23 protein-coding genes are annotated in these 23,646 nt (G+C 73.9%); 14 read left to right on the plus strand and 9 right to left on the minus strand.

Translation table 11 applies throughout. The features are described 5' to 3' along the window. Positions 1 to 102: 102 nt before the first annotated feature. Together ACQPYD_RS13350 and ACQPYD_RS13355 are read right to left on the minus strand one after the other, a co-directional pair. Positions 103 to 348 carry a hypothetical protein gene (locus tag ACQPYD_RS13350; protein ID WP_330160053.1) on the minus strand — a complete coding sequence of 82 codons (246 nt, stop codon included), beginning with the start codon at positions 346 to 348 and terminating at the stop codon, positions 103 to 105. 345 nt (positions 349 to 693) lie between these two features. Next, positions 694 to 1,083, minus strand: coding sequence for a roadblock/LC7 domain-containing protein (locus ACQPYD_RS13355; protein ID WP_433701300.1), 390 nt, complete (start codon positions 1,081 to 1,083; stop codon positions 694 to 696). A 449-nt stretch (positions 1,084 to 1,532) separates the two neighbouring features. Here ACQPYD_RS13355 and ACQPYD_RS13360 point away from each other — a divergent pair, with 449 nt between their 5' ends. After that, entirely contained in the window at positions 1,533 to 2,414 is an 882-nt protein-coding gene (locus ACQPYD_RS13360) for an endo alpha-1,4 polygalactosaminidase (protein ID WP_433701301.1), read from the plus strand. A 189-nt stretch (positions 2,415 to 2,603) separates the two neighbouring features. Here the strand turns inward: ACQPYD_RS13360 and ACQPYD_RS13365 are convergent, their stop codons facing one another. Continuing rightward, positions 2,604 to 3,350, minus strand: a complete 747-nt coding sequence (locus ACQPYD_RS13365; protein WP_433701302.1) for a YqjF family protein — start codon at positions 3,348 to 3,350, stop codon at positions 2,604 to 2,606. A 47-nt stretch (positions 3,351 to 3,397) separates the two neighbouring features. Next, positions 3,398 to 4,831 (minus strand): FG-GAP repeat domain-containing protein, encoded by a 1,434-nt coding sequence (locus ACQPYD_RS13370; protein ID WP_433701303.1) that lies wholly within the window; start codon positions 4,829 to 4,831, stop codon positions 3,398 to 3,400. Positions 4,832 to 5,010: 179 nt separating this feature from the next. Between ACQPYD_RS13370 and ACQPYD_RS13375 the strand changes: the two genes are divergently transcribed. The 6 genes from ACQPYD_RS13375 (at position 5,011) to ACQPYD_RS13400 (ending at position 10,595) form a co-directional block, all read left to right on the plus strand. Then, positions 5,011 to 5,472: an acetyltransferase gene (locus tag ACQPYD_RS13375; RefSeq protein ID WP_433701304.1), complete on the plus strand. Its 462-nt coding sequence runs from the start codon at positions 5,011 to 5,013 to the stop codon at positions 5,470 to 5,472. 264 nt (positions 5,473 to 5,736) lie between these two features. Next, positions 5,737 to 6,621, plus strand: coding sequence for a sulfotransferase (locus tag ACQPYD_RS13380; RefSeq protein WP_433701305.1), 885 nt, complete (start codon positions 5,737 to 5,739; stop codon positions 6,619 to 6,621). Positions 6,622 to 7,012: 391 nt separating this feature from the next. Continuing rightward, positions 7,013 to 7,849 carry a TauD/TfdA dioxygenase family protein gene (locus ACQPYD_RS13385; RefSeq protein WP_433701306.1) on the plus strand — a complete coding sequence of 279 codons (837 nt, stop codon included), beginning with the start codon at positions 7,013 to 7,015 and terminating at the stop codon, positions 7,847 to 7,849. Between the two features lie 3 nt (positions 7,850 to 7,852). After that, positions 7,853 to 9,082 (plus strand): macrolide family glycosyltransferase, encoded by a 1,230-nt coding sequence (locus ACQPYD_RS13390; protein ID WP_433701307.1) that lies wholly within the window; start codon positions 7,853 to 7,855, stop codon positions 9,080 to 9,082. A 112-nt stretch (positions 9,083 to 9,194) separates the two neighbouring features. After that, positions 9,195 to 10,295 carry a WD40/YVTN/BNR-like repeat-containing protein gene (locus ACQPYD_RS13395; RefSeq protein ID WP_433701308.1) on the plus strand — a complete coding sequence of 367 codons (1,101 nt, stop codon included), beginning with the start codon at positions 9,195 to 9,197 and terminating at the stop codon, positions 10,293 to 10,295. Between the two features lie 15 nt (positions 10,296 to 10,310). Further along, positions 10,311 to 10,595 carry a MoaD/ThiS family protein gene (locus ACQPYD_RS13400; protein ID WP_433701309.1) on the plus strand — a complete coding sequence of 95 codons (285 nt, stop codon included), beginning with the start codon at positions 10,311 to 10,313 and terminating at the stop codon, positions 10,593 to 10,595. 8 nt (positions 10,596 to 10,603) lie between these two features. On the opposite strand, the gene ACQPYD_RS13405 is transcribed toward ACQPYD_RS13400, so the two are convergent. Beyond that, positions 10,604 to 11,374 carry a class I SAM-dependent methyltransferase gene (locus ACQPYD_RS13405; protein ID WP_433701310.1) on the minus strand — a complete coding sequence of 257 codons (771 nt, stop codon included), beginning with the start codon at positions 11,372 to 11,374 and terminating at the stop codon, positions 10,604 to 10,606. A 122-nt stretch (positions 11,375 to 11,496) separates the two neighbouring features. On the opposite strand from ACQPYD_RS13405, the gene ACQPYD_RS13410 reads away from it, so the two are divergent. Beyond that, positions 11,497 to 12,219 (plus strand): class I SAM-dependent methyltransferase, encoded by a 723-nt coding sequence (locus tag ACQPYD_RS13410; RefSeq protein ID WP_433701311.1) that lies wholly within the window; start codon positions 11,497 to 11,499, stop codon positions 12,217 to 12,219. 19 nt (positions 12,220 to 12,238) lie between these two features. Next, entirely contained in the window at positions 12,239 to 12,898 is a 660-nt protein-coding gene (locus ACQPYD_RS13415; RefSeq protein WP_433701312.1) for a hypothetical protein, read from the plus strand. 81 nt (positions 12,899 to 12,979) lie between these two features. On the opposite strand, the gene ACQPYD_RS13420 is transcribed toward ACQPYD_RS13415, so the two are convergent. After that, positions 12,980 to 13,900 (minus strand): ketopantoate reductase family protein, encoded by a 921-nt coding sequence (locus tag ACQPYD_RS13420; protein WP_433701313.1) that lies wholly within the window; start codon positions 13,898 to 13,900, stop codon positions 12,980 to 12,982. Between the two features lie 240 nt (positions 13,901 to 14,140). Here ACQPYD_RS13420 and ACQPYD_RS13425 point away from each other — a divergent pair, with 240 nt between their 5' ends. Next, a complete protein-coding gene (locus ACQPYD_RS13425; protein ID WP_433701314.1) occupies positions 14,141 to 15,670 on the plus strand; it encodes an acyl-CoA synthetase in 1,530 nt (509 codons plus the stop codon). A gap of 588 nt (positions 15,671 to 16,258) precedes the next feature. On the opposite strand, the gene ACQPYD_RS13430 is transcribed toward ACQPYD_RS13425, so the two are convergent. Then, positions 16,259 to 16,465: a hypothetical protein gene (locus tag ACQPYD_RS13430; protein WP_433701315.1), complete on the minus strand. Its 207-nt coding sequence runs from the start codon at positions 16,463 to 16,465 to the stop codon at positions 16,259 to 16,261. A gap of 233 nt (positions 16,466 to 16,698) precedes the next feature. Here ACQPYD_RS13430 and ACQPYD_RS13435 point away from each other — a divergent pair, with 233 nt between their 5' ends. The 3 genes from ACQPYD_RS13435 to ACQPYD_RS13445 all read left to right on the plus strand — a co-directional run bounded on the left by ACQPYD_RS13435 (position 16,699) and on the right by ACQPYD_RS13445 (position 19,088). Then, complete coding sequence (locus tag ACQPYD_RS13435) at positions 16,699 to 17,298, plus strand: TetR/AcrR family transcriptional regulator (protein WP_433701316.1); 600 nt, start codon at positions 16,699 to 16,701, stop codon at positions 17,296 to 17,298. Between the two features lie 138 nt (positions 17,299 to 17,436). Further along, positions 17,437 to 18,291, plus strand: coding sequence for an enoyl-CoA hydratase/isomerase family protein (locus ACQPYD_RS13440; RefSeq protein WP_433701317.1), 855 nt, complete (start codon positions 17,437 to 17,439; stop codon positions 18,289 to 18,291). 5 nt (positions 18,292 to 18,296) lie between these two features. Then, positions 18,297 to 19,088, plus strand: coding sequence for an alpha/beta fold hydrolase (locus ACQPYD_RS13445; RefSeq protein WP_433702041.1), 792 nt, complete (start codon positions 18,297 to 18,299; stop codon positions 19,086 to 19,088). A 474-nt stretch (positions 19,089 to 19,562) separates the two neighbouring features. Here the strand turns inward: ACQPYD_RS13445 and ACQPYD_RS13450 are convergent, their stop codons facing one another. Then, entirely contained in the window at positions 19,563 to 20,966 is a 1,404-nt protein-coding gene (locus ACQPYD_RS13450) for an L-serine ammonia-lyase (protein WP_433701318.1), read from the minus strand. Between the two features lie 63 nt (positions 20,967 to 21,029). Next, complete coding sequence (locus ACQPYD_RS13455) at positions 21,030 to 22,073, minus strand: Lrp/AsnC family transcriptional regulator (protein WP_433701319.1); 1,044 nt, start codon at positions 22,071 to 22,073, stop codon at positions 21,030 to 21,032. A gap of 338 nt (positions 22,074 to 22,411) precedes the next feature. On the opposite strand from ACQPYD_RS13455, the gene ACQPYD_RS13460 reads away from it, so the two are divergent. Beyond that, positions 22,412 to 23,641, plus strand: coding sequence for an amidohydrolase (locus ACQPYD_RS13460; protein ID WP_433701320.1), 1,230 nt, complete (start codon positions 22,412 to 22,414; stop codon positions 23,639 to 23,641). Positions 23,642 to 23,646 lie beyond the last annotated feature (5 nt).

Here is a 23,646-nt window from a genome sequence, read left to right on the forward strand (position 1 = left end):
TGCCGGTGGGGAAGAAGCGACACAATCGAACCTATGTACGAATTCTAGACCATGGAAGGCGCGACGGCGTCCCGGCGCGGTCCGCGCACGGCGGGGCCAGGGTCAGCCGCTCACGCGCCGCTCGCGCGGGACCCCCTGGTAGGACTGTCCGGCCATCTGCGTCACCCGCGCGGCCGGGACCTCGGCCACCTCCCAGCGCCACTGGTAGGGCTCCTCGCGGTACTGCTCCACCCAGGTGATCCGCGCCCGGAGCCCGGCGCGCGTCTCGACCCACGCCAGGAGGTAGGCGTACCCGCCCGCCTCGCGGGCGCGGACGAGGGGCGGCACACGGGTCAGCGGACTCGGCATGCGCCCATTGTCGCAGGTGGGGTGGTGAGTGTCCGGGGTCTTCGCGCCACATCCTCCGACACCGGACTCCTCGGGGGGCGGTGCGCCGGTTCCGGGGTGTCGGGTGCGGACCCGTGGACCCGTGTCCGGCGGGCGGCGCGCCGGCGTCCCGGACGGGCTCGAACCGCTGGGGCCGGGCCTGGTCCCGGTCACCCGCCGGCGCCCCCCGGTCGCCGGCGCCCCCCGGTCGCGGGCGCCGGGCGGCCCGCGGAGGCGGACCGGTACGGCGGTGTCGGCAGGAGGGCCTGACGGCGCGCCGGGGGCCGCGGACCCGCGGCCCCCGGGCGGGCCCTCCCGGGGGCCGGGCTACCGGCGGGCCGGGAGGGCTCCCTCCAGCTCCCGGACGAGCCCGTCCAGGGCGACCGCGGCCCGGGGCAGGGGGGTGTCGGCCCTGGTCAGCATCACGACCCGCAGGAACTCGCCGACCGGGCGCACGAGCAGCGATCCGCCTCCCCGGAGGCGGATCACCACGTGGTCGACCGCGCCGTACCGCGTCAGCGAGCCGATGCGCCCGGCGCCGCTGAAGAGGAAGCTGCCCAGGGCCGAGAGCTGGTCAGCCCCGCGGCGGTCGGCGCCCCGGGCCAGGGTGTGGACCATGCCCCCCTCCGTGCAGAGCACCACGTTCTCGACCCCGGGGACGTCCGCGAGGAGGGCGCTCAACGCCGGGCTGGTACTGGGAGGGCCGGTCTTGTTCATCGCGAACCTTCTGGCAGTCGGGTGGAGGCGGGACCGAGCGCATCGCGGGGGAGTCGAACGCAGAACGGATATAACGCTCGGAAACGGCGAAGATACACTGTGCTGCAACTCGTTCAAAATTCAACTTCCCCGGCGGTAAAGCCCCCCTCGCGCGCCGCCGCCGGGCCGGGGCGGCCGGCGCCGCGTCCGCCCGGTGGAACGCCGGGCGCAGGTCCAGGTCACAGGCGCGGGACGCGCCTTCGCCGGGACGCCCCGGCGGGTCGCAGGCGCACCCCGGGACCGGCTCCTCCCGGAGCCGTCCGAACGCGAGTGCGGAAGATCACGACGGTGGCCGGTGCGGAACACTGGACGCGCAGGAGGAAACCCCACCAAACTCCGCCCGGGGAGACTCCCCGGCACGACACCACGACGCGGCGGACACCCCCCCGCCAGACGAGAACGGACAACCCATGCCCGCACCACGACGGATCCGGCGAGCGGCCCCCGGCGGACTCCTCGCGGCACTCCTCGCCGTGACCACCGCCTCGGCCTGCGCCGGACCGGGTGAGACCGAGACCGTCGCCCACGTCGCCGACGAGAGCGCGACCGGGGCCGCCGAGGGCTTCCCCGAGGGCACCTTCGACTACCAGCTCGGCGCCTCCTACGAGCCCCCCGCCGGGGTGGGGACGGTGGTCCGCGACTCCACGGCCGAACCCGCGCCGGACATGTACTCGATCTGCTACGTCAACGGGTTCCAGACCCAGCCGGGCGACCTGGAGTGGTGGCTCCTCGAGCACCCCGACCTCATCCTGCGCGACGCCTCCGGCGAACCGGTCGTGGACCCGGGGTGGCCGGCCGAGCGGATCCTGGACACCTCCGACGAGGACAAGAGGGCCGACATCGCGGAGATCCTCGCCGAGACCATCGCGACCTGCGCCGAGAAGGGCTTCGACGCGGTCGAGTTCGACAACCTGGACTCCGACCTGCGCTCGCAGGGCCTGCTGACCCAGGACGACAACCTGGCGCTGGCCACCGAGCTGGTCGCCCTGGCCAACGGGCACGGCATGGCCGCCGGGCAGAAGAACGCGGCCGAGGTGACCCGGAAGGGCAGGGACGAGGTCGGCTTCGAGTTCGCCGTGGCCGAGGACTGCGCCGTCTGGAGCGAGTGCTCGGCCTACACCGGGGTCTACGGGGACGACGTGATCGCGGTGGAGTACCCCGACGCCCTGGAGGAGGCGGGGATGACCTTCGCCGAGGCCTGTGACGCCGAGGGCGCGCCCGCCCGGATGATCCTGCGCGACCTGGACCTGGTCGGGCCGGAGCACGAGGACTACCTCTACGAGGCCTGCTGACCCGCACGGTCCGGCCCCGCCGGCACGCGCGGCGGCCCTGCGGCCCGTCCTCGCCGACGGGCCGCCCGGGCCTCGGCCGCTCCGCCCGCCCCTGACGGGGGCCGGGCCGCGGCCCGGCCCCCGGGTTCGCGGACCCGCCCTCCGACCGGGCGGCCCCGCCCCGCCGTGGCGCGGCGGGGCGGATCGAGGTCACCGGTGGCGCCGAAGGGCCCCGCCCGGCGCGAACCGGGTGTCCGTGCCCGGTGAGAACAGCACGCTCGGAACCCCCGGGGGCCGGGCGACCCCCGCCCGCTCCAGGAGCGTCTCGTCCCAGCCGAGGGGGCTCGCCCGGTACAGCCGCCAGTCCGGATGGGCGGCGGCCACCCACCGGGTGCGTCCCGCGTGGTGCGTGTGCAGCCCCCACCGGTCGGTCACGAACCGCTCGAAGGGGGACGGGTCGTCGACCGGGTCGCCCACCCGCAGGTGGAAGCGGCCCCGGGCCCGGCCCGGGGACCGGGGCAGGCGCCGCCGGGTCGCGTACGCCACCCCGTCGCCGTCGGCGCCGACGCTGACGTCCGACCACATGTACGGCAGCCCCGCCGCCCGCCCCGCGAGGACGGTGTGCGCGGAGGAGGCCTCCAGCGACAGGAAGACCACCCCACGGCGCCCGAGGCCGTCCACGGAGTACAGCCGGACGTTGACCTCGCCGTAGCCGCCGCCGGGCACCCCTCCCGGCAGGCGGGTGCGCGCCACGCGGAAGGCGACGACGCCGACGTAGGTGACGCCGTCCAGGACGTCCGGCCGGGTGCCCGGGGGCAGGAGCGGGGCCGCCTCCCGCGGAGGGAGCGGCCAGTGCCAGAAGGCGACGTCCCGCCACTCCTGGAGCATCAGGGCGGGCCCGGGGAGCGGCGGGGCGGTGGGCGGGGGGAGCCGCGAGGGGTCGGGTGCGGAAGCCATGAGGGCATGCTCCCAGCCCGTGCCGCCGTCCGTGGGCGCGGCCCGCCTCAGCCGCCGAAGTCCCCGCTGTCGAACGCGCCCTCGTCGGCGTCCCCGTCGGTGACCCACCAGCGGACCGGGGCGGAGCGGTCCACGCTCGGGTCGTAGGCCAGGACCAGCTCGTTCGACCCGTCGGCGTCGTGGTCCGCGCAGGCGAACACCCCGGCCGTCCGGGCGGCGGGGGAGTCGGCGCCCCGCGGCCCGTCCTCGGGCCCGCTGCGCACCAGGGGCGGGCCCCCGGCCGCGGCGAACTCCCCGCCGTCCTCGTCCAGCAGGTCCACGCCGTGCCCGGCGAGCCCCACCGCGAGCGTGTCCGCGCCGTCCCCGTCCAGGTCGCACGCGGCCACCGTGCGCTGGTGGTAGCTGAGGGAAGGCCCGGTCCCGGTCAGGGGCACGGGGAGGGGCTCGGGGGCCTCCGGGCCGAAGGGGCCGTGGTAGACGTTCATCCTGCCGTCGACCTCGGCGGGCTCGGTCCCGTGGCCGGGCTCGTCGTTGCGGGTCCCGTCGTCGCCGACGGCCGCGTCGGTCTCCCCGTCGCCGTCGAAGTCGCCGAAGGCGGACAGGGAGCCGGGGAGCAGTTCGAGGGCGTCCCATCCCGCGGGGTCGCCGGGGCCGGTCACGAGCAGGGTGTTGGCGGGCTGTTCGCCGTCGCTGCCGTGCCGGACGAGCAGCGGGGTGGGCCCGCCGCCGGGCCCGGAGGGGGCGGCGACGAGTCCGCCGAGCCAGGGGTCGACCGGTCTGCGGGCCGTGCGCCCGGGCGCGCCCTCCCGGTCGAACGGGCCGTACAGCACCACCAGTTCGGCCGCGTCCGCGCCGGTCGCGGAGTCCTCCGCCAGGGCCAGGTCGGCGTGCCCGTCGCCGTCGAAGTCGCCGGGGGTCGGGGCCGCCCCCGCGGAGCCCGGTTCCCCGGCGGAGCCGCCGGGAACCGACACCGGGCCGGGCTCCTCCCGCGGGTCGGGACCGGTGGGGCCGCCCCAGACGATCCCGGGGTGGCCGCCCGAGACGGTCGCCCCGAGGCTGCCGGGGGCGGACCCGGTGAACACGGGGATGTCGGCGTAGCCGTCCCCGTCCAGGTCGGCGGTGCCCGGCCGCAGGGCGTTCCCGCCGCCGACGGAGGCCGCGGCCCCCACGACCCCGGGCCCGAAGACGGCGCGGGTCGCCGGCTCGGGGCCGTTCTGCGAGCCGTGGACGACCACCAGGCGCAGGTCCCCCTCGACGCCGCCCTCCTCCTCCCCGTAGGAGCTCAGGAAGAGGAGGTCCGGGAAGCCGTCGCCGTTGACGTCGTCCGCGACACCGCCTCCCCGCCCCTCGGGGACGGGCGAGGCGTCGGGGGCCGACTCCTCGGCGGGCCCGGCCGCCGGGGCGCCGGACGTGCCGGCGCAGGCGCCCGTCAGGAGGATCGCCCCGACACAGGCGGGGACGGCGAGGCGGCCGAAGGGCATGGAGGTCTCCAGGGGGTCGGGGCGTCCAGGGGGCGGGGCGCCGGCACGGGGGCGCCCGTCCGGCCTTCGGGACCCCGCCAGGGTAGTCCTCTTCCCCGGCGCCCCCGCGCGCTCCGCGACGGGCCCGGCGCGGAGGATAACCCCGTGACGTGCGGGGGCGGCCCCGGTACGGTGCGCGTATGCCCTCTTCTCTCACAGTCCTGGTGCGCCCGTCCACGGGAGCGGACGAGCACCCCGCCCTGGCGGGGATCTGGCGCAGCGCCGTCGTCGCCACGCACGCCTTCCTGACACGGGAGGACGTCGACCACTACGAGGCGAGGATCCTGGACTCCTACCTGCCCCGCCACGACGTCCACGTCGCCGTGGACCCCGGCGACCGCCCCCTGGGCTTCATCGGCCTCGACGGCCACCACATCGACATGCTGTTCGTCCACGACGACGCCCGGGGCCGCGGCGTGGGACGCGCCCTGCTGGCCTGGGCGGCGGAGCGGCACCCGGTCCTCACCCTCGACGTCAACGAGCAGAACCCCTCCGCGCGCGGCTTCTACGCCGCCCAGGGGTTCGAGGAGACGGGCCGCTCACCGGTCGACGGCCAGGGCCGCCCGTTCCCGCTGGTCCACATGCGCCGCGCCGCCGCCTGACCGGGCCCCGCCGCCGCGGGAGGGGTCGGTCCCGTGCCCGCCCCGTCCGCGGTGCGCCGTCCGCGCGCCCGGCGCCGCCCGCTCCGGGGGCGTCGGGCTCGCGTCCCCCGCCCCCTGTGGTCGGACAGCGGGTCGCCGTCACCGGCGGCCACCGCCGGGCGGGCACGGGAGCCGTGCCGGGCCTGCCGGTGCCGGAGACGTCGGGGTCCGGCTCGGGCGCCGGCCCGCGTGTCGCGTGGGACGGGGCCGGGAAGGAGCACGGACATGCCTACGAACCCCCCACACCGCAACGAATCGCAGACCCCTGAGGACACGGCCGACCCCGGGCCGGTCCTGCTCCTGTGCTCCGGCCAGAGGTCGGGGAGCACCCTCCTCCAGCGGATCGTCTCCTCCGGCCCGGACCTGTGGGTGTGGGGCGAGCCCGGACCCGGCATCCTCGGACTGCGGGACGCCGACCTCGCGATGCGGGCGCTCAGCGACTACCGCTCGCGCGAGGCCGCGGCGGAGGTGGGGCCCGCGGGCCCGCCCGGGTTCATCGCCGTGGTGCTCCCCCCGGCGGAAACCTACCGCTCGGCCGCGCGGGCGTGGTTCGACACCGCGTTCGCCGACGCCCCCCGGGGCGGGGCCGGCGCGCGCTGGGGGTTCAAGGAGGTCCGTCTGGGGCACTCCTTCGCGGAATGGTTCGTGGACCTGTACCCCCGGGCGCGCGTCGTCCACCTGGTCCGACACCCCCTCGACGTGCTCAGGTCCCTCCTGTCGTGGGAGGAACAGGTGACCCGGTGGACACCGGACCTGACCGCGGAGGCGATGGGCAACTGGCTCACGGTGGTCGACTCGTTCCACACGGCCGGCGCCGACCCTCCCTGGCTGCTGCGCCTGTCCTACGAGGAGCTGGCGTCGGTCCGGGCCGACGGGGCCGAGGGCGCCGGCCGGGCCGACGCGGTGGACGCTCTGGAGGAGCACCTGGGCCTGGCCGCGGGTTCCCTCGACCGCGCGGTCCTGAACCAGCGCATCCACCGTCCCGGAGCGGTGGGGAGAACGCCCCGCGCGATGCCCGGCGCCGAGGAGGTCGCCCGCCGGTTCGCGGCGATGGCGACGCGCGACCGCGTGCGGGAGCACGCCGAAAGGCTCGGCTACCGGGTGCCGTGACGCCTTCCGGAAATACGTGACGACCGCGTTTCCTGCGGCAGTCTGAAGTGCCGGGCGATTTCGGTGACTTCTTTCCCTGATGTTGCCGATCGAAGTCTGGTAGGGGCATTCTTCGCCAATCCCTACTCATTCGCGCGGGAATTCGTCCGAGGCGGATTGCCGGTCGATGGACCTCTGTTTCCCTTCGGCCTGTGGAGGCCGGGACCTGCGGCATGATGCCGGTGGGGCGTGCGTGCTCCAGTGTGACGCAAGTGAATAATATCGACCAGGGATTTTCACGTGGAGAGGCGGATGGTCCTGGTGATAATTTTGTGTCGGGATGGTGACCCATGATTTCTTTCCTGCCTCATATAAGGTTTGCCAAGCCCGAGGCATTCAAGGAGGCTTTCCGTTGGAAATCAGGGAGATCAGGCCGGGATTCGTCACCGAGGTGGTGGGGCACAATCGCGAGATCCTGGCAGGTCGCGACGGTGACGCGATCAAGAAGGCGCTCCTTTCGTATTCCGTCGTCATTATGCGCGGAATGGAGCTGGCGCCGTCCGAGCAGGTGGCGCTGACCCGCCTCCTCGGTCCCCCGGAGATCGTGACGGACATGCGCAACCACCACCCGGAGAGCACCGACATCCTGGTCGTCCGCAACGCCGGGGCCACCCCCGTGGTCGGCAACACCCACTGGCACTCCGACCGGTCGTTCCTGCCCGAGCCCACGCGGTACACCGTCCTGCGGGCCGACGTCGTCCCCGACGAGGGCGGGGACACCCTGTTCGCCGACATGACGGCGGCCTACCGGGAGTTGAGCGACGAGTGGCGCCCGGTGATCGACGGGGCCGAGGCGGTGCACTCGTACGACACCGTGGCCCGGCTCCGCGCCCGCGCCCACGGCGCCCCGCTGGAACAGGGCTACGCCGGCAAGTACCCCCCGACCGTCCACCCGCTGGTGCGGGCCCACCCCGAGACCGGGACCCCGGCGCTCTACCTCAACGAGCTGTGCATGGCCAGCCTGCACCGCCCCGACGGCCAGCCGGTCACGGTCGGTGTGGCCGAACTCCACGAGTACGCCACCCGCGAGCGGTTCGTCCACCGGCACCGCTGGCGCCGGGGCGACGTCGTGGTGTGGGACAACTCCCGCGTGCTGCACCGCGCCGGAGACCTGCCGCCGGACCTGCCCCGGGTCCTGCACCGGACGACCACCGCGGGCGCGTCGCCGTACGCCCCGGCGGAGGGCTGACCGGTGCGGGACGGACCGGTCCTGTTCGCCGGCATCCCGGCCCACGGCCACATGATCCCGACCCTGGCGCTGGCCGAGAGCGTCGTCGCGCGCGGCCTTCCCGTGGAGTTCCTGGCCTCGGACGAGTTCGCCGGCGCGGTCAGGGCGAGCGGTGCGCGCCCGCTCGCCTACCCGACCACCTGGCCCGTCCCCGCCGCCCTTCCGTCCCCCCGGACCGCGGCGCGGGCCCTGGAGCTGAGGGCCATGCTGGCCCGGGAGGGGGTGGCGCAGGCCCGGACGGCACTGGCCCGGGCGGGGTCGCCCCGCCCGCGCGCCGTGGTCTACGACACCGCGGTCGGACCGGCCGCGCGGGTGCTCACCGCGCTGTGGGGGGTCCCCGGGGTCCAGGTGTTCACGGGTGTCGCGGCCGGCCCGGGCTTCAGCCTCGCGCCGCTCCTGGCCGAGCGCTACCCCGACCTGGCCGGGCTGCCCCCCGCCGCACCCGACCCCGCGCTGCTGGACCTGGCCGCAGAGCACGGCCTGGCGCGCGAGCGGGCCGCGGCCCTGTTCGCCCCACGGGAGCGGCTGTCGCTCGTCCTCCAGCCCCGCGGCTTCCACGAGGCGTCGGAGACCTTTCCCCCCGACGCGTTCGCCTTCGTCGGCCCGTGCCTGTCGCGCGGGCGCGCGCGGTCGCGGTGGCGTCCGCCCCCGGAGGCGGGCCCCGTCCTCCTGGTGGCGCTGGGCACCCTCTACAACCGGCGCCCCGCGTTCTACCGGTCCTGCGTCGAGGCGGTGCGGGGCACGGGATGGCACGCGGTGCTGGCCGTGGGCGAGCGCGTGTCGCCCGGGGAGCTGGGGCGGCCCGCGCCCAACGTGGAGGTCCACGCCCGCGTCCCGCAGCCCTCCGTGCTCGCCCGGGCGCGGGTCATGGTCTGCCACGCGGGCATGGGATCGACCATGGAGGCCCTCGCCGCGGGCGTGCCCGTCGCGGCGGTGCCGCAGACCCCCGAACAGGACGCCGTCGCGCGCCGGATCGAGGACCTGGGGCTCGGCGTCCGCCTGCCGCCCGAGCGGGTCACCCCCGACACGCTGCGCGCCGCGGTCGACCTCCTGGCGGCCGATCCGGGGACACGGGAGCGGGTCGCGCGGATGCGCTCCCGGATCCACTCCGCCGGAGGCGCGGACCGGGCCGCGCTCCTCGTCCACGCCCACCTCGACCAGGCCGCCGCCCCGCGCCCGCGGGCCGCGCGCTGACCCCGCGCGGCGGGGCGGCGCCCCGCGACCGCGCCGTGCCCCGACCGCCGCGGCGCCTCCGCTCCCGCCGCGCGCCCGACACCGACCGTCCCCCAGCAGAAAGGCAGGACCCATGGAGAAGGTGACCCTGGTCATCGGCACCCGCAAAGGGCTGTTCCTCGCGCACCGGGCGCTGGACGGCACCAGCGCCTGGGAGCTGGAGGGCCCCCACCTGCTGATGCAGTCCATCCACTGCCTGGCCGTCGACACCCGCCCGAGCACGCCCCGCATCCTGGTGGGCACCAGCCACGGCCACTGGGGCCCGGGCCTGTTCCGCTCCGACGACCTGGGAGCCACCTGGCAGGAGAGCCCCAAGGCCGCCGTCGCCTTCCCCGCCGACACCGGCGCCTCCCTCGTGCGGCTGTGGGACATCCGCCCGGCGGGCCCGGACCGCCCCGGCCTGGTGTACGCCGGGGCCCAGCCCGCCGCGCTCTTTCGCTCCGAGGACGGCGGGGAGAGCTTCCACCTGGTCCGCGAGCTGTGGGACCACCCGCAGCGCCAGGCGCTGATCGACTGGATCCCCGAGGCCGGGGCCCTGTACACGCACACCGTGCTGACGCACCCCGACGACTCCGACCGCCTCACGATCGGCATCGCCGCGGGCGGGGTCTACCGCAGCGACGACGGCGGCCGCACCTGGAACCCCTCCAACGAGGGCATCGAGTCGACCTCGCTGCCGGTGCGCTACCCGGTGTACGGGCAGTGCGTGCACAAGATCGCCCGCGTGCCGACCGCGCCGGAGCAGCTGATGCTGCAGAACCACTTCGGCGTGTACCGCAGCGACGACGAGGGGGCGACGTGGTCCCCCGTGGGCGAGGGCCTGCCCGCGGACTTCGGCTTCACGGTCGTGGCGCACCCCCGCAGACCCGGCACCTTCTACGTCTACCCGCTGGTGGCCGACACCGAGAGGATCTCGCCCGACGCCCGGTGCCGCCCCTACCGCACCCGCGACGCGGGGCTCACGTGGGAGGCGCTGGTCAAGGGGCTGCCGCAGGAGCACTTCTACCCGTCGGTGCTGCGCGAGGCGCTGAGCACCGACGACGGGGACCCGGCCGGCGTCTACCTCGGCACGCGCGGCGGCCAGGTCTACGCCAGCCTCGACGACGGCGACTCGTGGGAGACCGTCGCCGAACACCTGCCCGACGTCCTGACCCTGCGCGCCCTGCGCCACTGACCGAAGGAGCCCCCGATGGCCGTCCAGATGCTCATCCCCGGCGTGCTGCGCGATCTCGCGGGCGGACGGGCGACGCTGTCGATCGACGTGCCCGCCGACGCCAGCGCCGAGCAGGTGTTCGCCCGCGTGCTGGCGGACTATCCGGCGCTGCACGGGCGCATCCGCGACGAGCAGGGCCGTATCCGCCGCCACGTCAACGTCTTCCTGGAGGAGGAGAACCTGCGGCGCAGCAGCCTGGCCCAGGTCCCGGTCCCTCCCGGCAGCCGCATCCACGTCCTGCCGTGCATCTCCGGCGGGTGAGCCGGCGGTCAGGGCGGCGGCCACCACAGCGTGGCCATGCGCCTGCCGCGCGGGGGAAGGCCGTATTCGTCCAACAGGGCGCGGACGCGGTCGGTGTCGGTCGATCCCAGCCGGTCGCCGACATGGCGCGCCAGGGCCCCGGCGCGTCCGCACCAGGGATCGGCGTCGTCGGTCCACTCCTGGATCCGCACCCGCAGGCCCAGGCCGCGCAGGACGCGCGCCGCCCCCGGGGCGGTCGGCGGGTCGGGGCGGTCCGGTTCGCCCAGGGCCGCCCGCAGGGGGCGCATCCAGGCGTGGGGGTGCTCCCAGGGGATCTCCACGACCACGCGCCGCCGGGCCCGGTCGGTGAGCGCACGGGCGAACGGCACGAGGGAGGCGGCGTAGTAGAGCACGTGGTGGCACACGACGACGTCGGCGGAGGGCGTGCGCGCGGCGGCCTCGGGCCAGGAGCCGAGGACCGTGCGGACCGGGACCGAGGCCCCGCGGGCGCGGGCGGCGAACGCCTCCAGCAGCGCGGCGCTGGGGTCCACACCGACCAGCGCGGCCCCCGGGGCGTCGGCGGCCAGCGCGACCGACGCGCGGCCCGCGCCGCACCCCACGTCGAGCACCGCGGCGCCGTCGGTGAGGGCCCGGCGAGCCCGGTCGAAGGACGGCGATCCGGTGGCGTCGGCGTCGTCGGTCAGGGCGGTCTGGAGAGCCGCTTCCCGGGCCGGCGCCGACTCCGGGGGAGCGGGCGGGCGCCAGGCGTCGAGCGCGGCGTCCCAGGAGGAGGCGTCCATGGGCGCACGCTACACGTGCGGGGCGGCGCCCGTCCCGGGCGGGCGTGCCCTCCCGGGGCGGTCCGCCGTCCTGGGGCGGCCCGCCGTCCGGGGCGGGCGCGCCGCTCAGGGAAGGGGACGACGTGACCGGCACGCGACGCCCGTCGGGCCGTGACCGCGCCGGGGGCCTGCCCGCCGTGTGGGAGGGGGCGGCCCGCCACCTGCGCGGCCTGGGGCCGGGCCCGGTCCTGGACGTGGGCTGCGGGGCGGGGGACTGCGCGGGCGCCCTCGCCCGCTGGAGCGGCAGACCGGTGGTGGGCGTGGACCCCGACACCGCGGCCCTGGCGCGCGCCCACCGGGGGGACGCGGTGTTCGTCGCGGGCGGGGCGCCGGCCCTCCCCCTGGCGCCGGGGACCGGGTCGGCGGCCTGGCTCTCGCGGGTGCTGCACCACGTGGACGACCTCGCGGGGCTGGCGTCCGAGGTGCGCCGGGTCCTGGCGCCGGGGGCGCCGGTCCTGGTCCGGGAGGCCTTCCCGGAGTACGCGCACACCCGTGCCTACGCGAAGTTCTTCCCGGAGGGCGTGCGCGCCGCGCGGGGGCGGCCGACCCTGGCCCGCACGCTGGCCGTGTTCGCGGAGGCCGGTTTCACGCCCCGCGAGACGGCGTCGGTGCGCGAGCCCTTCGCCGACTCGGCCGCCGACCTGGCGGCGCGTGTACGCCGGGACGGGGACGGCATGCTGCGCTGCCTGAGCGACGCCGAGTTCACGCGCGGGACGGCACGGCTGCGGGCCGCGGCCGTGCGCGAGCGGCGCACCGGCGTCCGCGAGCCGGTGACGGACCGGATCGACCTGCTGGTACTGGCCTGAACGAGACGAGGAGCGGCGGATGGACGCGAGCGGACTGCGGCCGGGGGCGTGGCGCGAGGCCCGGAGCCCCCACGCGTGGATGAGCCTTCGGGACGGCGAACTCCTCCTGGCGGTCCTGGAGTTCGCCGCGCGGCGGGACGGGCCGTTGCGCGTGCTGGAGTGGGGGTCGGGCCAGAGCACCGTGGAGTTCACACGGGTGCTGGCCGAGCGCGGGGCGGCCCACGAGTGGACGGCCCTGGAGTACGACCGGGCGTTCTTCGACGAGCACGTGCTGCCGCCGCTCACCGCCCGTCCCGGATCGGAGGTGCGCTACCCCGACGACGGCGCCGCCCTCACCGTCCCCGGGACGCCGGGAACGAGCCGCGTCACGGCGGTCTGCTGGAACCGGACGCGTCTGCGGCCCGCGCAGAACCACGCCGACCGCGGGGTGGACCTGGACGCCTACGTGGACTATCCGGCCGGACGCGAACCGTTCGACGTGGTGTTCGTCGACGGGCGGATGCGGCGGCGGTGCCTGCTCTCGGCCTCCGAGCGCCTGGGCCCGGACACGGTCGTGGTCCTGCACGACGCCTGGCACGAGCACTACCACTGCGCGCTGGAGCGCTACCCCGCGGGCCGGTTCGTCGGGGACGAGATGTGGGTGGGCGCGCTGAGCGACGCCGCCCTGCCCCCGCTGTGACGCGGTGCCGGCGGCCCGCCAGCCGGCGCCGCGCCCCGGGGCCGTGCCCGGTAGCGCCGGACGCCGCCCGGCCGCCGACGGTCAGGCGCGCCCTGCCGCGTACGCGCTCAAGGCGGTGTAGGCCAGCGAGAACAGCGGGGTGGGGACCCCCAGCTCGCGCCCCCGGGCGACCAGGTCCCCGACGATCTGGTCGGCCTCCACCGGGTTGCCCTGCGTCAGGTCCCAGTACATCGAGGTCGTGGTCGTCGCCGTCGTGTCCGCGATGATCGCGTCGGCCCGCTCCCGGGCCTCCCGGCCGGGCGGGTACCCGGCGGCCGTGGCCACCGCGATGGCCTCCGCGAACATCCCCGACGTGAACTCCTGGCCGCCGGGGGCGCTGTTGACCGCCCCGATCGGCGCGCGCATCAGGCACGTGCACGCGCCCAGGGTCGCCAGGAACACCCACTTGTCCCACAGCTCCTGGAGCGGGGCCCGGGTGAGGGTGGCCGAGTAGGAGCCCGCGTCCAGGACGGCGTGCACGTCGGCCGGGGCCGCCACGGGGCTGTCGGAGAGGGGCCCGTAGATCAGCCGGCCCATCCTGCCGACCTCGACGATCGCGCCGTCCCCGTCCAGCCGGGTCATCACCATGGCCACCCCGCCGTACACCCGCTCGGCCCCGAACCGCTCGACCAGCACGTCGATGTGCCGCATGCCGTTGAGGAACGGCAGGACCACGGTGCCCGGCCCCACCGCCGGCGCCGCGTCCGCGAGCGCGGCCTCGAACCCGTACGACTTCACGGCCAGGACGACCAGGTCGTAGCCGGCGTCCAGACGGTCCGCGGTCACCGCGGACACGGGGACCTTCTCCACGCCGCCGTCCACACCGCGCAGGACCAGCCCCCTGTCCCGGAGGAGTTCGGCGCGCGCGGGCCGCACGAGGAAGTCGACGTCCCGGCCCGCCTGGACCAGCCGCGCGCCGAAGTAGCCGCCGACGGCCCCGGCACCCACGACAAGGATCTTCATGTTTCTCCCACCCGGTGACTCGTGAACACCGCAAAACGTATGACCACGGGACGCTTGCGGGCAAGGGCGAAGGAGTCGCCCCCCGGTCACGCGGAGTCGCAACGCGGCACGGGGGCGGGACGCGTGTCGCGGTCCGTCCCCCGAGAACGCCCCCGAACGGTTGCCGCGGCCTCCGCCACCCTCCAGGATGGGGGCGTGCCGGAGGCCCCCGGGCCTCACCGACCGACGGAAAACAGGGGCATGAACGGTTCAACGACATCCAGCACCGTCGACGGCGTCCTCCGGCGCAGCGCGGCCCGCTCGCCCGACGCCACCGCGCTGACCTTCGAGGACCGCACCTGGACCTATGCCGACCTGGACGCGGCCGTCACACGGGCCGCCGCCCGGCTCCTCGGCCTCGGCGCGGTCAAGGGGGACCGCGTCGCCGCCTACGGGCGCAACTCCGACGCCTACCTGATCGGCTTCCTGGCCTGTGCCCGGTCGGGGCTGGTCCACGTGCCGATCAACTACGCGCTCCGGGGGGAGGAGCTCGCCTACCTCCTGGGGCAGTCGGGCAGCACGATCGCCCTCGTCGACCCCGCCCTGCGGTCGGCCGTCGACGACCTGCGCGCGGAGACCGGGGTCGAACAGGTCCTGGAACTGCGCGACGGGCCGGGCTCCCTGCTCGCCGACTGCCTGGACGGGCCGGTGCCCGAACTCGACGCGGAGGTCGGCGACACCGACCTGGTGCAGCTCCTGTACACCTCTGGCACCACCTCCCGCCCCAAGGGCGCCATGATGACCCACCGGGCGCTGGTCCACGAGTACCTGTCGTGCGTCGCCGGCCTGGACCTGCGGGCCGACGACGCGCCGCTGCACGCGATGCCGCTCTACCACAGCGCCCAGATGCACGTGTTCCTGATGCCGTGGCTGGCGGTGGGCGCGGCCAACACGCTGGTGGAGGCGCCCGACCCGGCGGACCTGCTGCGCAGGATCGAGGAGGGGCGGCACGGGGCGTTCTTCGCGGCGCCGACCCTGTGGGTGGCGATGGCCGGCCACCCGGACTTCGGCGGACGTGACCTGTCCAGCCTGCGCAAGGCGTACTACGGGGCGTCGGTCATGCCGGGGCCGGTGCTGGAGAGGCTGCGGGGAGCCCTGCCCGGACTGGGGTTCTACAACTGCTTCGGGCAGAGCGAGATCGGCCCGCTGGCCACGGTGCTGCGCCCGGAGGAGCACGCCGGGCGGCCCGCCTCGGCGGGGCGGGCGGTGCTGTTCGTGGAGCTGAGGGTGGTGGACGAGCGGGGCCGGGACGTGGCGCCGGGGGAGCTGGGCGAGGTGGTGTACCGGTCGCCGCAGTTGTGCCAGGGGTACTGGGACAAGCCGGAGGAGACGGCGGAGGCGTTCCGGGACGGGTGGTTCCACTCCGGTGACCTGGTCCGCGCTGACGCCGGTGGCTATATCGAGGTCGTGGACCGGATCAAGGACGTGATCAACACGGGCGGCGTGCTGGTGGCCTCCCGGGAGATCGAGGACGTGCTGTTCGCGCACCCCGGGGTGGCCGAGGCCGCGGTGGTGGGGACGGCCGACGAGAAGTGGATCGAGGCGGTGACGGCCTACGTGGTCCCCGCGCCGGGGGCGGACGCGGACGCGCTGCCGGGGCTGTTGGTGGAGCACGTGCGGGAGCGCCTGGCGCCGTTCAAGGTGCCCAAGGCCGTGCGGCTGGTGGAGGAGTTGCCGCGCAACGCCTCGGGCAAGATCCTCAAGCGCGAGCTCCGCGACCGCCCCGTCTGAGCGGGCCCCACACGCGTGGGTATGGAGCGCGGTGGAGGGCTGCTGGGACCCCCCGCCCACGTGGATCAGTGGGCGGGGGCCGGGCCCGCTCAGTCTCTTCCCCGCGGGCTCCGACCTGTCCCGTGCGGCACGCGAACCAGGTCGCGTCCGGCCTCGGCTGATGCCCGCTCTCGTGGTTCGCGCAACTCGGAGCCATCCGCTCGAACTTCTCTGCCGCAGAGTCAGGGAGACGCAGAAGACGGAGCGTGCCGACCCACGCCGCTTACCCTCCGAGGACGCGCACCGCCTGTTCCTGCACCACCCGGCACGCCCAGGAGCGGGTTGCCCGGCTCCTGGACCCACAACCGTCGCTCACCGGTGGCGGTCACCGAGCGTGCTTCCCTACGTCGACGTCGCCGACGGGGGCGGTGTCCAGGCAAGCGTCCAAGACCCACACCGGGCCCGGCCGCCCGCCGCGGACACGGGGTGAGGGCGTCCAACTCCGCGCACACCTGCTCCAGGGCGGCGCCCTGGTCGAGCCGGGCTCGGCGCAGCGGGCTCGGGTATGACGCGGGGGCCTCAACACACCACATCCTCAAGGGAGGCAGGTCAGGGGGCGGGGGACAGCGTCGTTTCACGGAGCACGGGGCTGGACAGCAGCTTGTCGCACACTGCCCGCCACCCGGGGTGGTTGTCGACCAGGACATACCCCTGCGGCGGGTGGAAGCCCTCCGACATCTGCTCCAGCTCGACGGCAGCGAACCCCGGGAACCGGCGTACCCGAACCCGCCAGGTCGAGTATGTCTCCGAGGCCATGACCTCTTACAGCTTCGACGTGGGCCGGGAGGCGTCCGACACCGTGCCCCTGGCCCGCCTTCTGAGAGAATGACGTCGCATCCCCGAAGATGCAGGAAATGAGTGCGGAGAACTGCCTCGGTGCAGGAAAGACGGTGGCGTAAGTGAGCGAAACTGCGATCATCGACTGAGTTCGACTCGCGGCCGTCGTACAGCAGTGGAAGTCGAGACATCGGATGGGAGGCCCAGGGCGCATGACGGCGAAGCCCGAGCGGGCGCGTCGTCCCGGTGGGCGCACGCGTCAGGTGACCGAGCGGTTGTGGGCGGCGGCGCTCGAAATTCTCGCCGAACAGGGGGTCGAGGGCCTTCAGTACGAGGAACTCGCCTTCCGCGCGCAAGTCGGTCGCGCCACGGTCTATCGACGGTGGCCGAGTCGCGACGACCTCTTCCGTGACGTGCTCGCGCGATTCGCCGAGACGTCGGTGCCGATCGACGACACCGGCGATATCGCCCGCGATCTCACGGCCTTCGTGTACTCGTTCGCCGAGGCCTCCACGTCCCCGGCCGGTCGTGCGGCGCTACAGATCCTTCTGCGCCGCGTCGGTGAAGCCGACGGACTGCATCGTATGGGGCTGGAGCTTCTGGACCGTCGTACCGATGAATTGCAGCGCCGTCTCGATCGGGCGGCCGAGGCCGGACAGCTGCCCCAGACGGAGGCGCCCTTCGTCAACATGATGCTCTCGGGGCCCGTGCAGTGGTTCGTCCTGCGCCGGTCGCGGCCCTTCTCGCTGAGTGATGCGCGCGAGATCGTCGAGCTCGTGATGGCTGGATTGTGGCGGGATCACGCCGAATAGGGTGCTGAATCTTCATCGGCTCGCCGCTGTGAGTGCATTCCCTGCGAACTCTCGGACAGACCATCCTCGATTGCGCTTATCGAGATAATCTGTCTCATTAACGGGCGGGACGGGCTCGCTCCGACGAAGGGACTCACCATGGCGGACACGTCGAGCTTCGGATGGGACGGCCACGTCGCCCCCACTCCGTTGGAGGAGTACTCGGAGCGCTACGCCGACTTCTTCGAGATGCGCCGGGAGGACGGCATCCTCGAACTGCGCCTGCACACGGACGGCGGCCCGTACGTGCACAACTGGGCCGCGCACAACGCCTGGAGCCGCGTGTGGCAGGACGTCGGCAACGACCCCGAGAACCACGTGCTGATCATCACGGGAACGGGCGACACCTGGTTCCGGGGAGACCCGCGTCAGACCTGGCCGAAGCCGCTCGTCGAAGAGACGCCGGACTACATCTTCCAGCAGACGATCGATGCCTGGAAGCTGATCGAGAACTTCGTGAACAACATCGACGTCCCCACCATCGCGGCCGTCAACGGGCCCGGGATCCACACGGAGTTCGCTCTGATGTGCGACGTGACGCTCGCCGCCGAGGACGCCGACTTCATGGACCCGCACTTCATGGTCGGCACGGCGCCCGGCGACGGCCTCGCGCTCGCGCTGCAGCACCTGATGGGCACCAAGCGTGCCGCGTACGCCATCTACAGCGGGGCCGGGATCCCCGCCCCCAAAGCATTGGAATACGGTCTCGTCAGCGATGTGCTGCCACGCGAGGAGCTCCTGCCCAAGGCATGGCAACTCGCACGCGACATCATGAAGCGACCGCGGTTCGCGCGTTGGTCGACGCACAGCATCCTCAACCGCCCGTGGCGCAAGCTCGTGACGGAGGACTTCGGCTTCCACTTCTCGCAGCAGTCGCTGGCGACCGTGGCCTCCAAGACGCTCATCCCCGACCCCGATCTGGTCGCGGACGCCCGCGAGCGCAAGGTCTGGTGACACGGATGAACGGGGGCACGGCGTCGCTCGTTCGTACCGGTTCGGGGTTCACCTCGTTCCGTGCCGACGGCGCCGGTCCTCCCCTCGTCCTCCTCCACGGTCTGCAGGTCGGGCAGGAGCTCTTCGACGAGCTCCGCGTGTATCTGGAAGCCTCCTTCACCGTGGTCACCTACGACCAGCGTGATCGCGGGGACACCGTGTTCGAGCCGTCGGCGTACACGACCGACGATCTGGCCGACGACCTCGCCGCGCTGATCGGGGCACTCGGCTTCACCCGCGCGCACGTGCTGGGAACGTCGTTCGGAGGGATGGTGGCACAGGCCTTCGCGCTGCGCCACGCCGACCTTCTGGGCGGCCTGGTGCTCGGCGCGACGTCGCAGGCCCCGTTCCGCGACGAGCGTATCGCCGGCCCCGTGGCAGAGCTCCTCGGCGCGCTTGAGAACGGCGCCGAGGAGCGCGCCAGGGCTCTCCTCGCGCGGATGGCACCGGCCACGGCGTCCGCGCCGATGGGGCGCGGAGCGCCGACGCCGCCGGATCGCGACGACGCGCTCATGCGGCGCTTCGCCGCGACGCGCTCGTTCGACACTCGTGGACGCCTCGGGCCGATCAGCGCTGGGACGCTCGTCGTGCACGGGCGTGACGACGCCGTGGTTCCCGTGGCGGACGCGCTGTCGATGGCGGACGAGATCCCGCGCGCCGACGTGTTGGTGCTCTCCGGGAGCGGTCACACGTGGGAGAACGAGCGGCCCGCCCGTGCGGCGGCGGCGATCGTCGCGTTTCTCTCCGAGGTGCGCTGAAGGTGGGGCGACGCCGCGTGCGTCGTCCCACCTCTCCCCGCACGCGCTGCCCGCCGACGGTGACGTGCCGGATACGGTCGCGCGGTCCCCCCGACCTTCGAGTCGTCCGTCCGCGACGACGGGGTCGGCGATCTTCCCGGGCGCGATAGCGCCGGGGCTCCCTGTCGGAGCGGCGCCGCGGCGTCTGCGGTGGCGGCCCGCCGGGCGCCTCTCCCGGGCGGGTGCGAGGCTTCCCACCAGGATCAGTTCGCCGTGGTCAGTTGCATCCACGATCGCTGAGGTCGTTGACAGAGTCGGCACGAGCCGGGCATCCCCGCGCAGCAGGGGATCGATGGACCTGCCACCGTCCGGCCCGACGCCCCGCGTCGACGGTGCGATCGCCCGCCACGGCGAGGTCGCCCCACGAGGTCGACGCGCCGTCGAATACCCGCCCCTCTGTGAGCACGGTGTGTTTTAGCGCGCTCTCCCCTCGGGTCAGCACTCCACCACGTTGACGGCGAGGCCTCCCCTGGCCGTCTCCTTGTACTTGTCGCTCATGTCCGCGCCGGTATCACGCATCGTCGCGATCACCTGATCGAGCGAAACGCGGTGATCCCCGTCGCCCCACAGCGCCATCCGCGCGGCGTTGACGGCCTTCGACGCCGCGATCGCGTTGCGTTCGATGCACGGGACCTGCACAAGTCCGCCGACGGGATCGCAGGTGAGGCCCAGGCTGTGCTCCATGGCGATCTCGGCGGCGTTCTCGACCTGGCGCGGGGTGCAGCCGAGGATCTCAGCCAACCCCGCTGCGGCCATCGACGACGCCGATCCGACCTCGCCCTGGCATCCCACCTCCGCGCCCGAGATCGAGGCGTTGGCCTTGTAGAGCGTGCCGATCGCCGCAGAGGTGAGGAGGAACCTCTCGATGATGTCTGCGCGCGTGCCTTCGCCGCCCGATCGGGCCGCGGGGGTGTAGTGCAGCGCGTAGTACAGCACCGCGGGGACTATGCCGGCCGCTCCGTTCGTCGGGGCGGTCACCACTCGCCCGCCGCTCGCGTTCTCCTCGTTGACGGCAAGGGCGATGAGGTTCACCCGCTGCTGCCAGTGCTCGCCGTCGTGGTCGGGGTCCTCCGCGTCCAGTCGCGTCGCCCACGCACCCGCGCGACGTCGTACTCTCAGGCCGCCGGGCAGCACACCCGTCCGCCCGAGGGAGGAGCGCACGCTCGACTCCATCACGTCCCAGATGCGGCGAAGGCCTGTTTGGATCTCGGCGTCCGGGCGACGAGCGCGCTCGTTCTCGCGCATCACCTCGCTGACCGTGAGTCCGGTCGCGTCGCACACGGCGAGGAGCTCCGCTCCTGAGCGGAACGGAAGAGGCGGGGTGCGCGGTTGCGTCGAGGAGGCGGAGGCGTCGTCACCCTCGCGCACGACGAACCCGCCGCCGACCGAGAAGTAGGTCTGTGTCCAGAGGTCGTCTCCGACCGAATCGACGGCGGTGAACGAGAGGGCGTTGGGATGTCGCGGGTGCACGGTCAGCGGGCGCAGGACGAAGTCCCCGATCCGGCACGGCACGGGACGCCGCCCGCCGAGTTCGACAACCCCCGAGCGGGTGATCTCGTCGAGCCGCGCGGTGAACTCCTCGGGCGTGATCTCGTCCGAGCGCGCTCCCGTCAGTCCGAGCAGCACGGCTGTGAACGTGCCGTGCCCCGCGCCCGTCGCGGCCAAGGACCCGAAGATCTCGACGCGCACAGTTGCCACGCGCTCGATCACGCCGCTCTCCTCGATCGAGGCGGCGAACTCGGTGGCGGCCTTCATCGGGCCGACAGTGTGAGAACTCGACGGGCCGATCCCGACCGTGAACAGATCGAAGACCCCGAAGGTTGGCTGGGCAGGCGTCATAGACCGTTACGTTAGGTCTCGAATCCGAGAGAGCCAGCGATCTGATGATCCAGCACCGAGAAACTACCGCTGACGCAGTATCGAGGTCCGAAGTGGCACCATTGTGCCGGTTGCCAGTCCTCCCGTATGCAAGTAGCGCCCCTCCTTCTTCAGGCTGCGCAACACCACCGACCGATCCGCGATGGACACGCGGGGAACGCTCTTCTCGATGGCGGCTTCGAGCCGCTGCACGTCGGTGAGGTCTCTCATCCACACCGACAGCACGAGGTTGTGGGGGCCGATCGTCGACACGGCCATCCGCACCTGTTTGAGTCGCGTGATGGCGGAGCCCACCTGCTCGGCCATGGTCGTCGGCACCCGCAGGAAGTACCAGGCGTGCACCGGCCACCCCGAGTGGGCGCGTGCGACCTCGGTGCGCACGACCAAGCGTCCCCGGGCGCTGAGCGTCGCGAACGCCTCACGGATCCGGCGCTGTCCCACGCCGAGCTCCCTGGCGATGTTCGTCACCGTGGCACGTCCGTTGTGTCCGAGGATCTGCAACAGGTCGTGTTCCAGCTGCGGCTCGACCCGTCCGCGCGCGGCCACCGGCGCGGTGATCGTGCGCTCGACCGAGACCACCTCTTCCGCCGACAGGGAACGCAGGCGCCACTGGCCGGCGTCGGTGAACGGAGAGGAGAGGAGGAGCGTGCGTGTGGCGCGTACGCCGGAGAGCCGGCGCATCCTGCCCATGACGTACTCGCCCAGCGAGTCCAGGTCGGACGCGCCGACGATCACCAGCAGGTCGCGCCCACCGGCGGTGTGATCGATCGTGAACGCCTCGGGGTCGGCGGCGAGTGCGCTCGCGATCTCCAGAGTGGCGCCCGGCTCGGTCTCGACTTCGAGGATGGCCGATGGTCCGCGGGCCTCGGCGCCGGGGTGGCCCGTCACCCACGCCAGACCGTGTTCGGACAGCCGCTCCCACCGTCGGGCGAGCGTGACCGAGTCGACGCCGATGATCGGCGCGATGGCGGACCACCGGGCTCGCGGGTTGATTTGGAGCGCCTGGATCAGTCGCCTGTCGGTCTCATCGAGACTCTGAATCTGCGGCTGGCGGTCATCCATGTTCATGAAACTGCATTTTACGGGGCGATGTTGCTGGGTGGAGCGAGCATTGTCCCTCCCGGTGGAACCGCGTGGAGGCACTCCGCGCGGTGAAGACCTCCCCGAGCGCGTTCGACATTCGGGGTCGCCGCCTTCCTCCTGGAGTGCACGGTCGTCCGCGTGACGAGCCAGAGCACGGGGGCGCTCGTCCGGGCGGTCATCTCCCTCTCGGGAGCATCCGCCGCAGGCGGCTTCGCCCTCATGCGCCCTTGCACTCGCCGCCGCGGCGCTGAACATCCGGGTGTCCGCCTCCTCCGAACCGTCGTACGACGCCTCCGCCCCGCCTTCCAACAGATCGAGGAACGATGACCATCGCCCCACCGCCCACGTCCCACTCCGCGACCGACGAGCTCCGTGACGCCCTGCGCGCCTCGCACGTGCGCTGGAGGAAGCAGGTCCTCGCCCTGAGCACCGAGATCCACCGGCATCCCGAACTCGCCTTCGCCGAACACCGTGCGGCCGCCCGCGTGGCCGACGTGCTGCGCGCCGAGGGATTCGCGGTGCGCGTGGGCGCGTTCGGGCTCGACACCGCGGTCGACGCCAGCTTCGGTGAAGGGGACGTCACGGTCGCGGTCTGCGCCGAGTACGACGCTCTTCCGGGCATCGGTCACGCGTGCGGACACAACATCATCGCCGCGGCCGGCGTCGGTGCGGCAATCGCGCTGGCGGGGGTCGCCCACACCCTCGGCATCCGGGTGAGACTGCTCGGGACCCCGGCGGAGGAGCACGGCGGCGGCAAGATCCTCATGCTGGAGGCAGGGGCGTGGGACGACGTCGACTTCTCCCTCATGGTCCACGGCGGACCCGGACAGGACCTGCGCTGCGCCGATGTGCGCACGCAGGCTGTGGCACGATTCGACCTGTCCTTCCAGGGGCTCCCCGGCCATGCGGGCGCCCCCAGCCCGGAGGGGGCCAACGCGGCGAACGCCGCGACGGTCGGACTCGTCGCGCTGGGGCTCCTCCGCCAGCACCTCCCCGACGGCGTGCGGGCCAACGCCTTCGTCGCCGAGGGTGGCGAGGCGACGAACATGATCCCGTCGTCGACACGTGTGTGTGCAGAGGTGCGTGCCGACACGCTGGAGGCCGTAGAGACAGCCCGGCGGCGCGTCCTCGCCTGCTTCGAGGGCGGCGCGATCGCGACCGGTTGCTCGTGGAGCTGGGAACACACCGGGCCCACGTACGCCGATGTCGTGCAGAACCCCGTGCTCGCCCGCGCGTGGGACCGCAACCTCGCCGCCCTCGGGCGTTCGCCGCAACCGTACGCGGGGACGGCGGGCGGCTCGACGGACATGGGCAATGTCTCTCGCGCCGTCCCCTCCATCCATCCGCTCATCGCCATCGAGGGGTGCTCCTCGGCCCCGCACACGCCCGGTTTCACCGGCGAGGCGATCGGTCCCGCCGCCGAGGGCGCGGCCGTCGACGCGGCGCTCGCGATGGCGCTCACCGCCGCTGACGCCGTGGCGCATCTGCGCGCGGGGCGGGCGCTCGTGGAGGAGGGCGACGCCGCCGACGGCAAGCGGTACCACGGTCGGTAGTGCGC

The organism is Nocardiopsis sp. CA-288880, assembly GCF_050955985.1.
GTDB lineage: Bacteria > Actinomycetota > Actinomycetes > Streptosporangiales > Streptosporangiaceae > Nocardiopsis > Nocardiopsis tropica.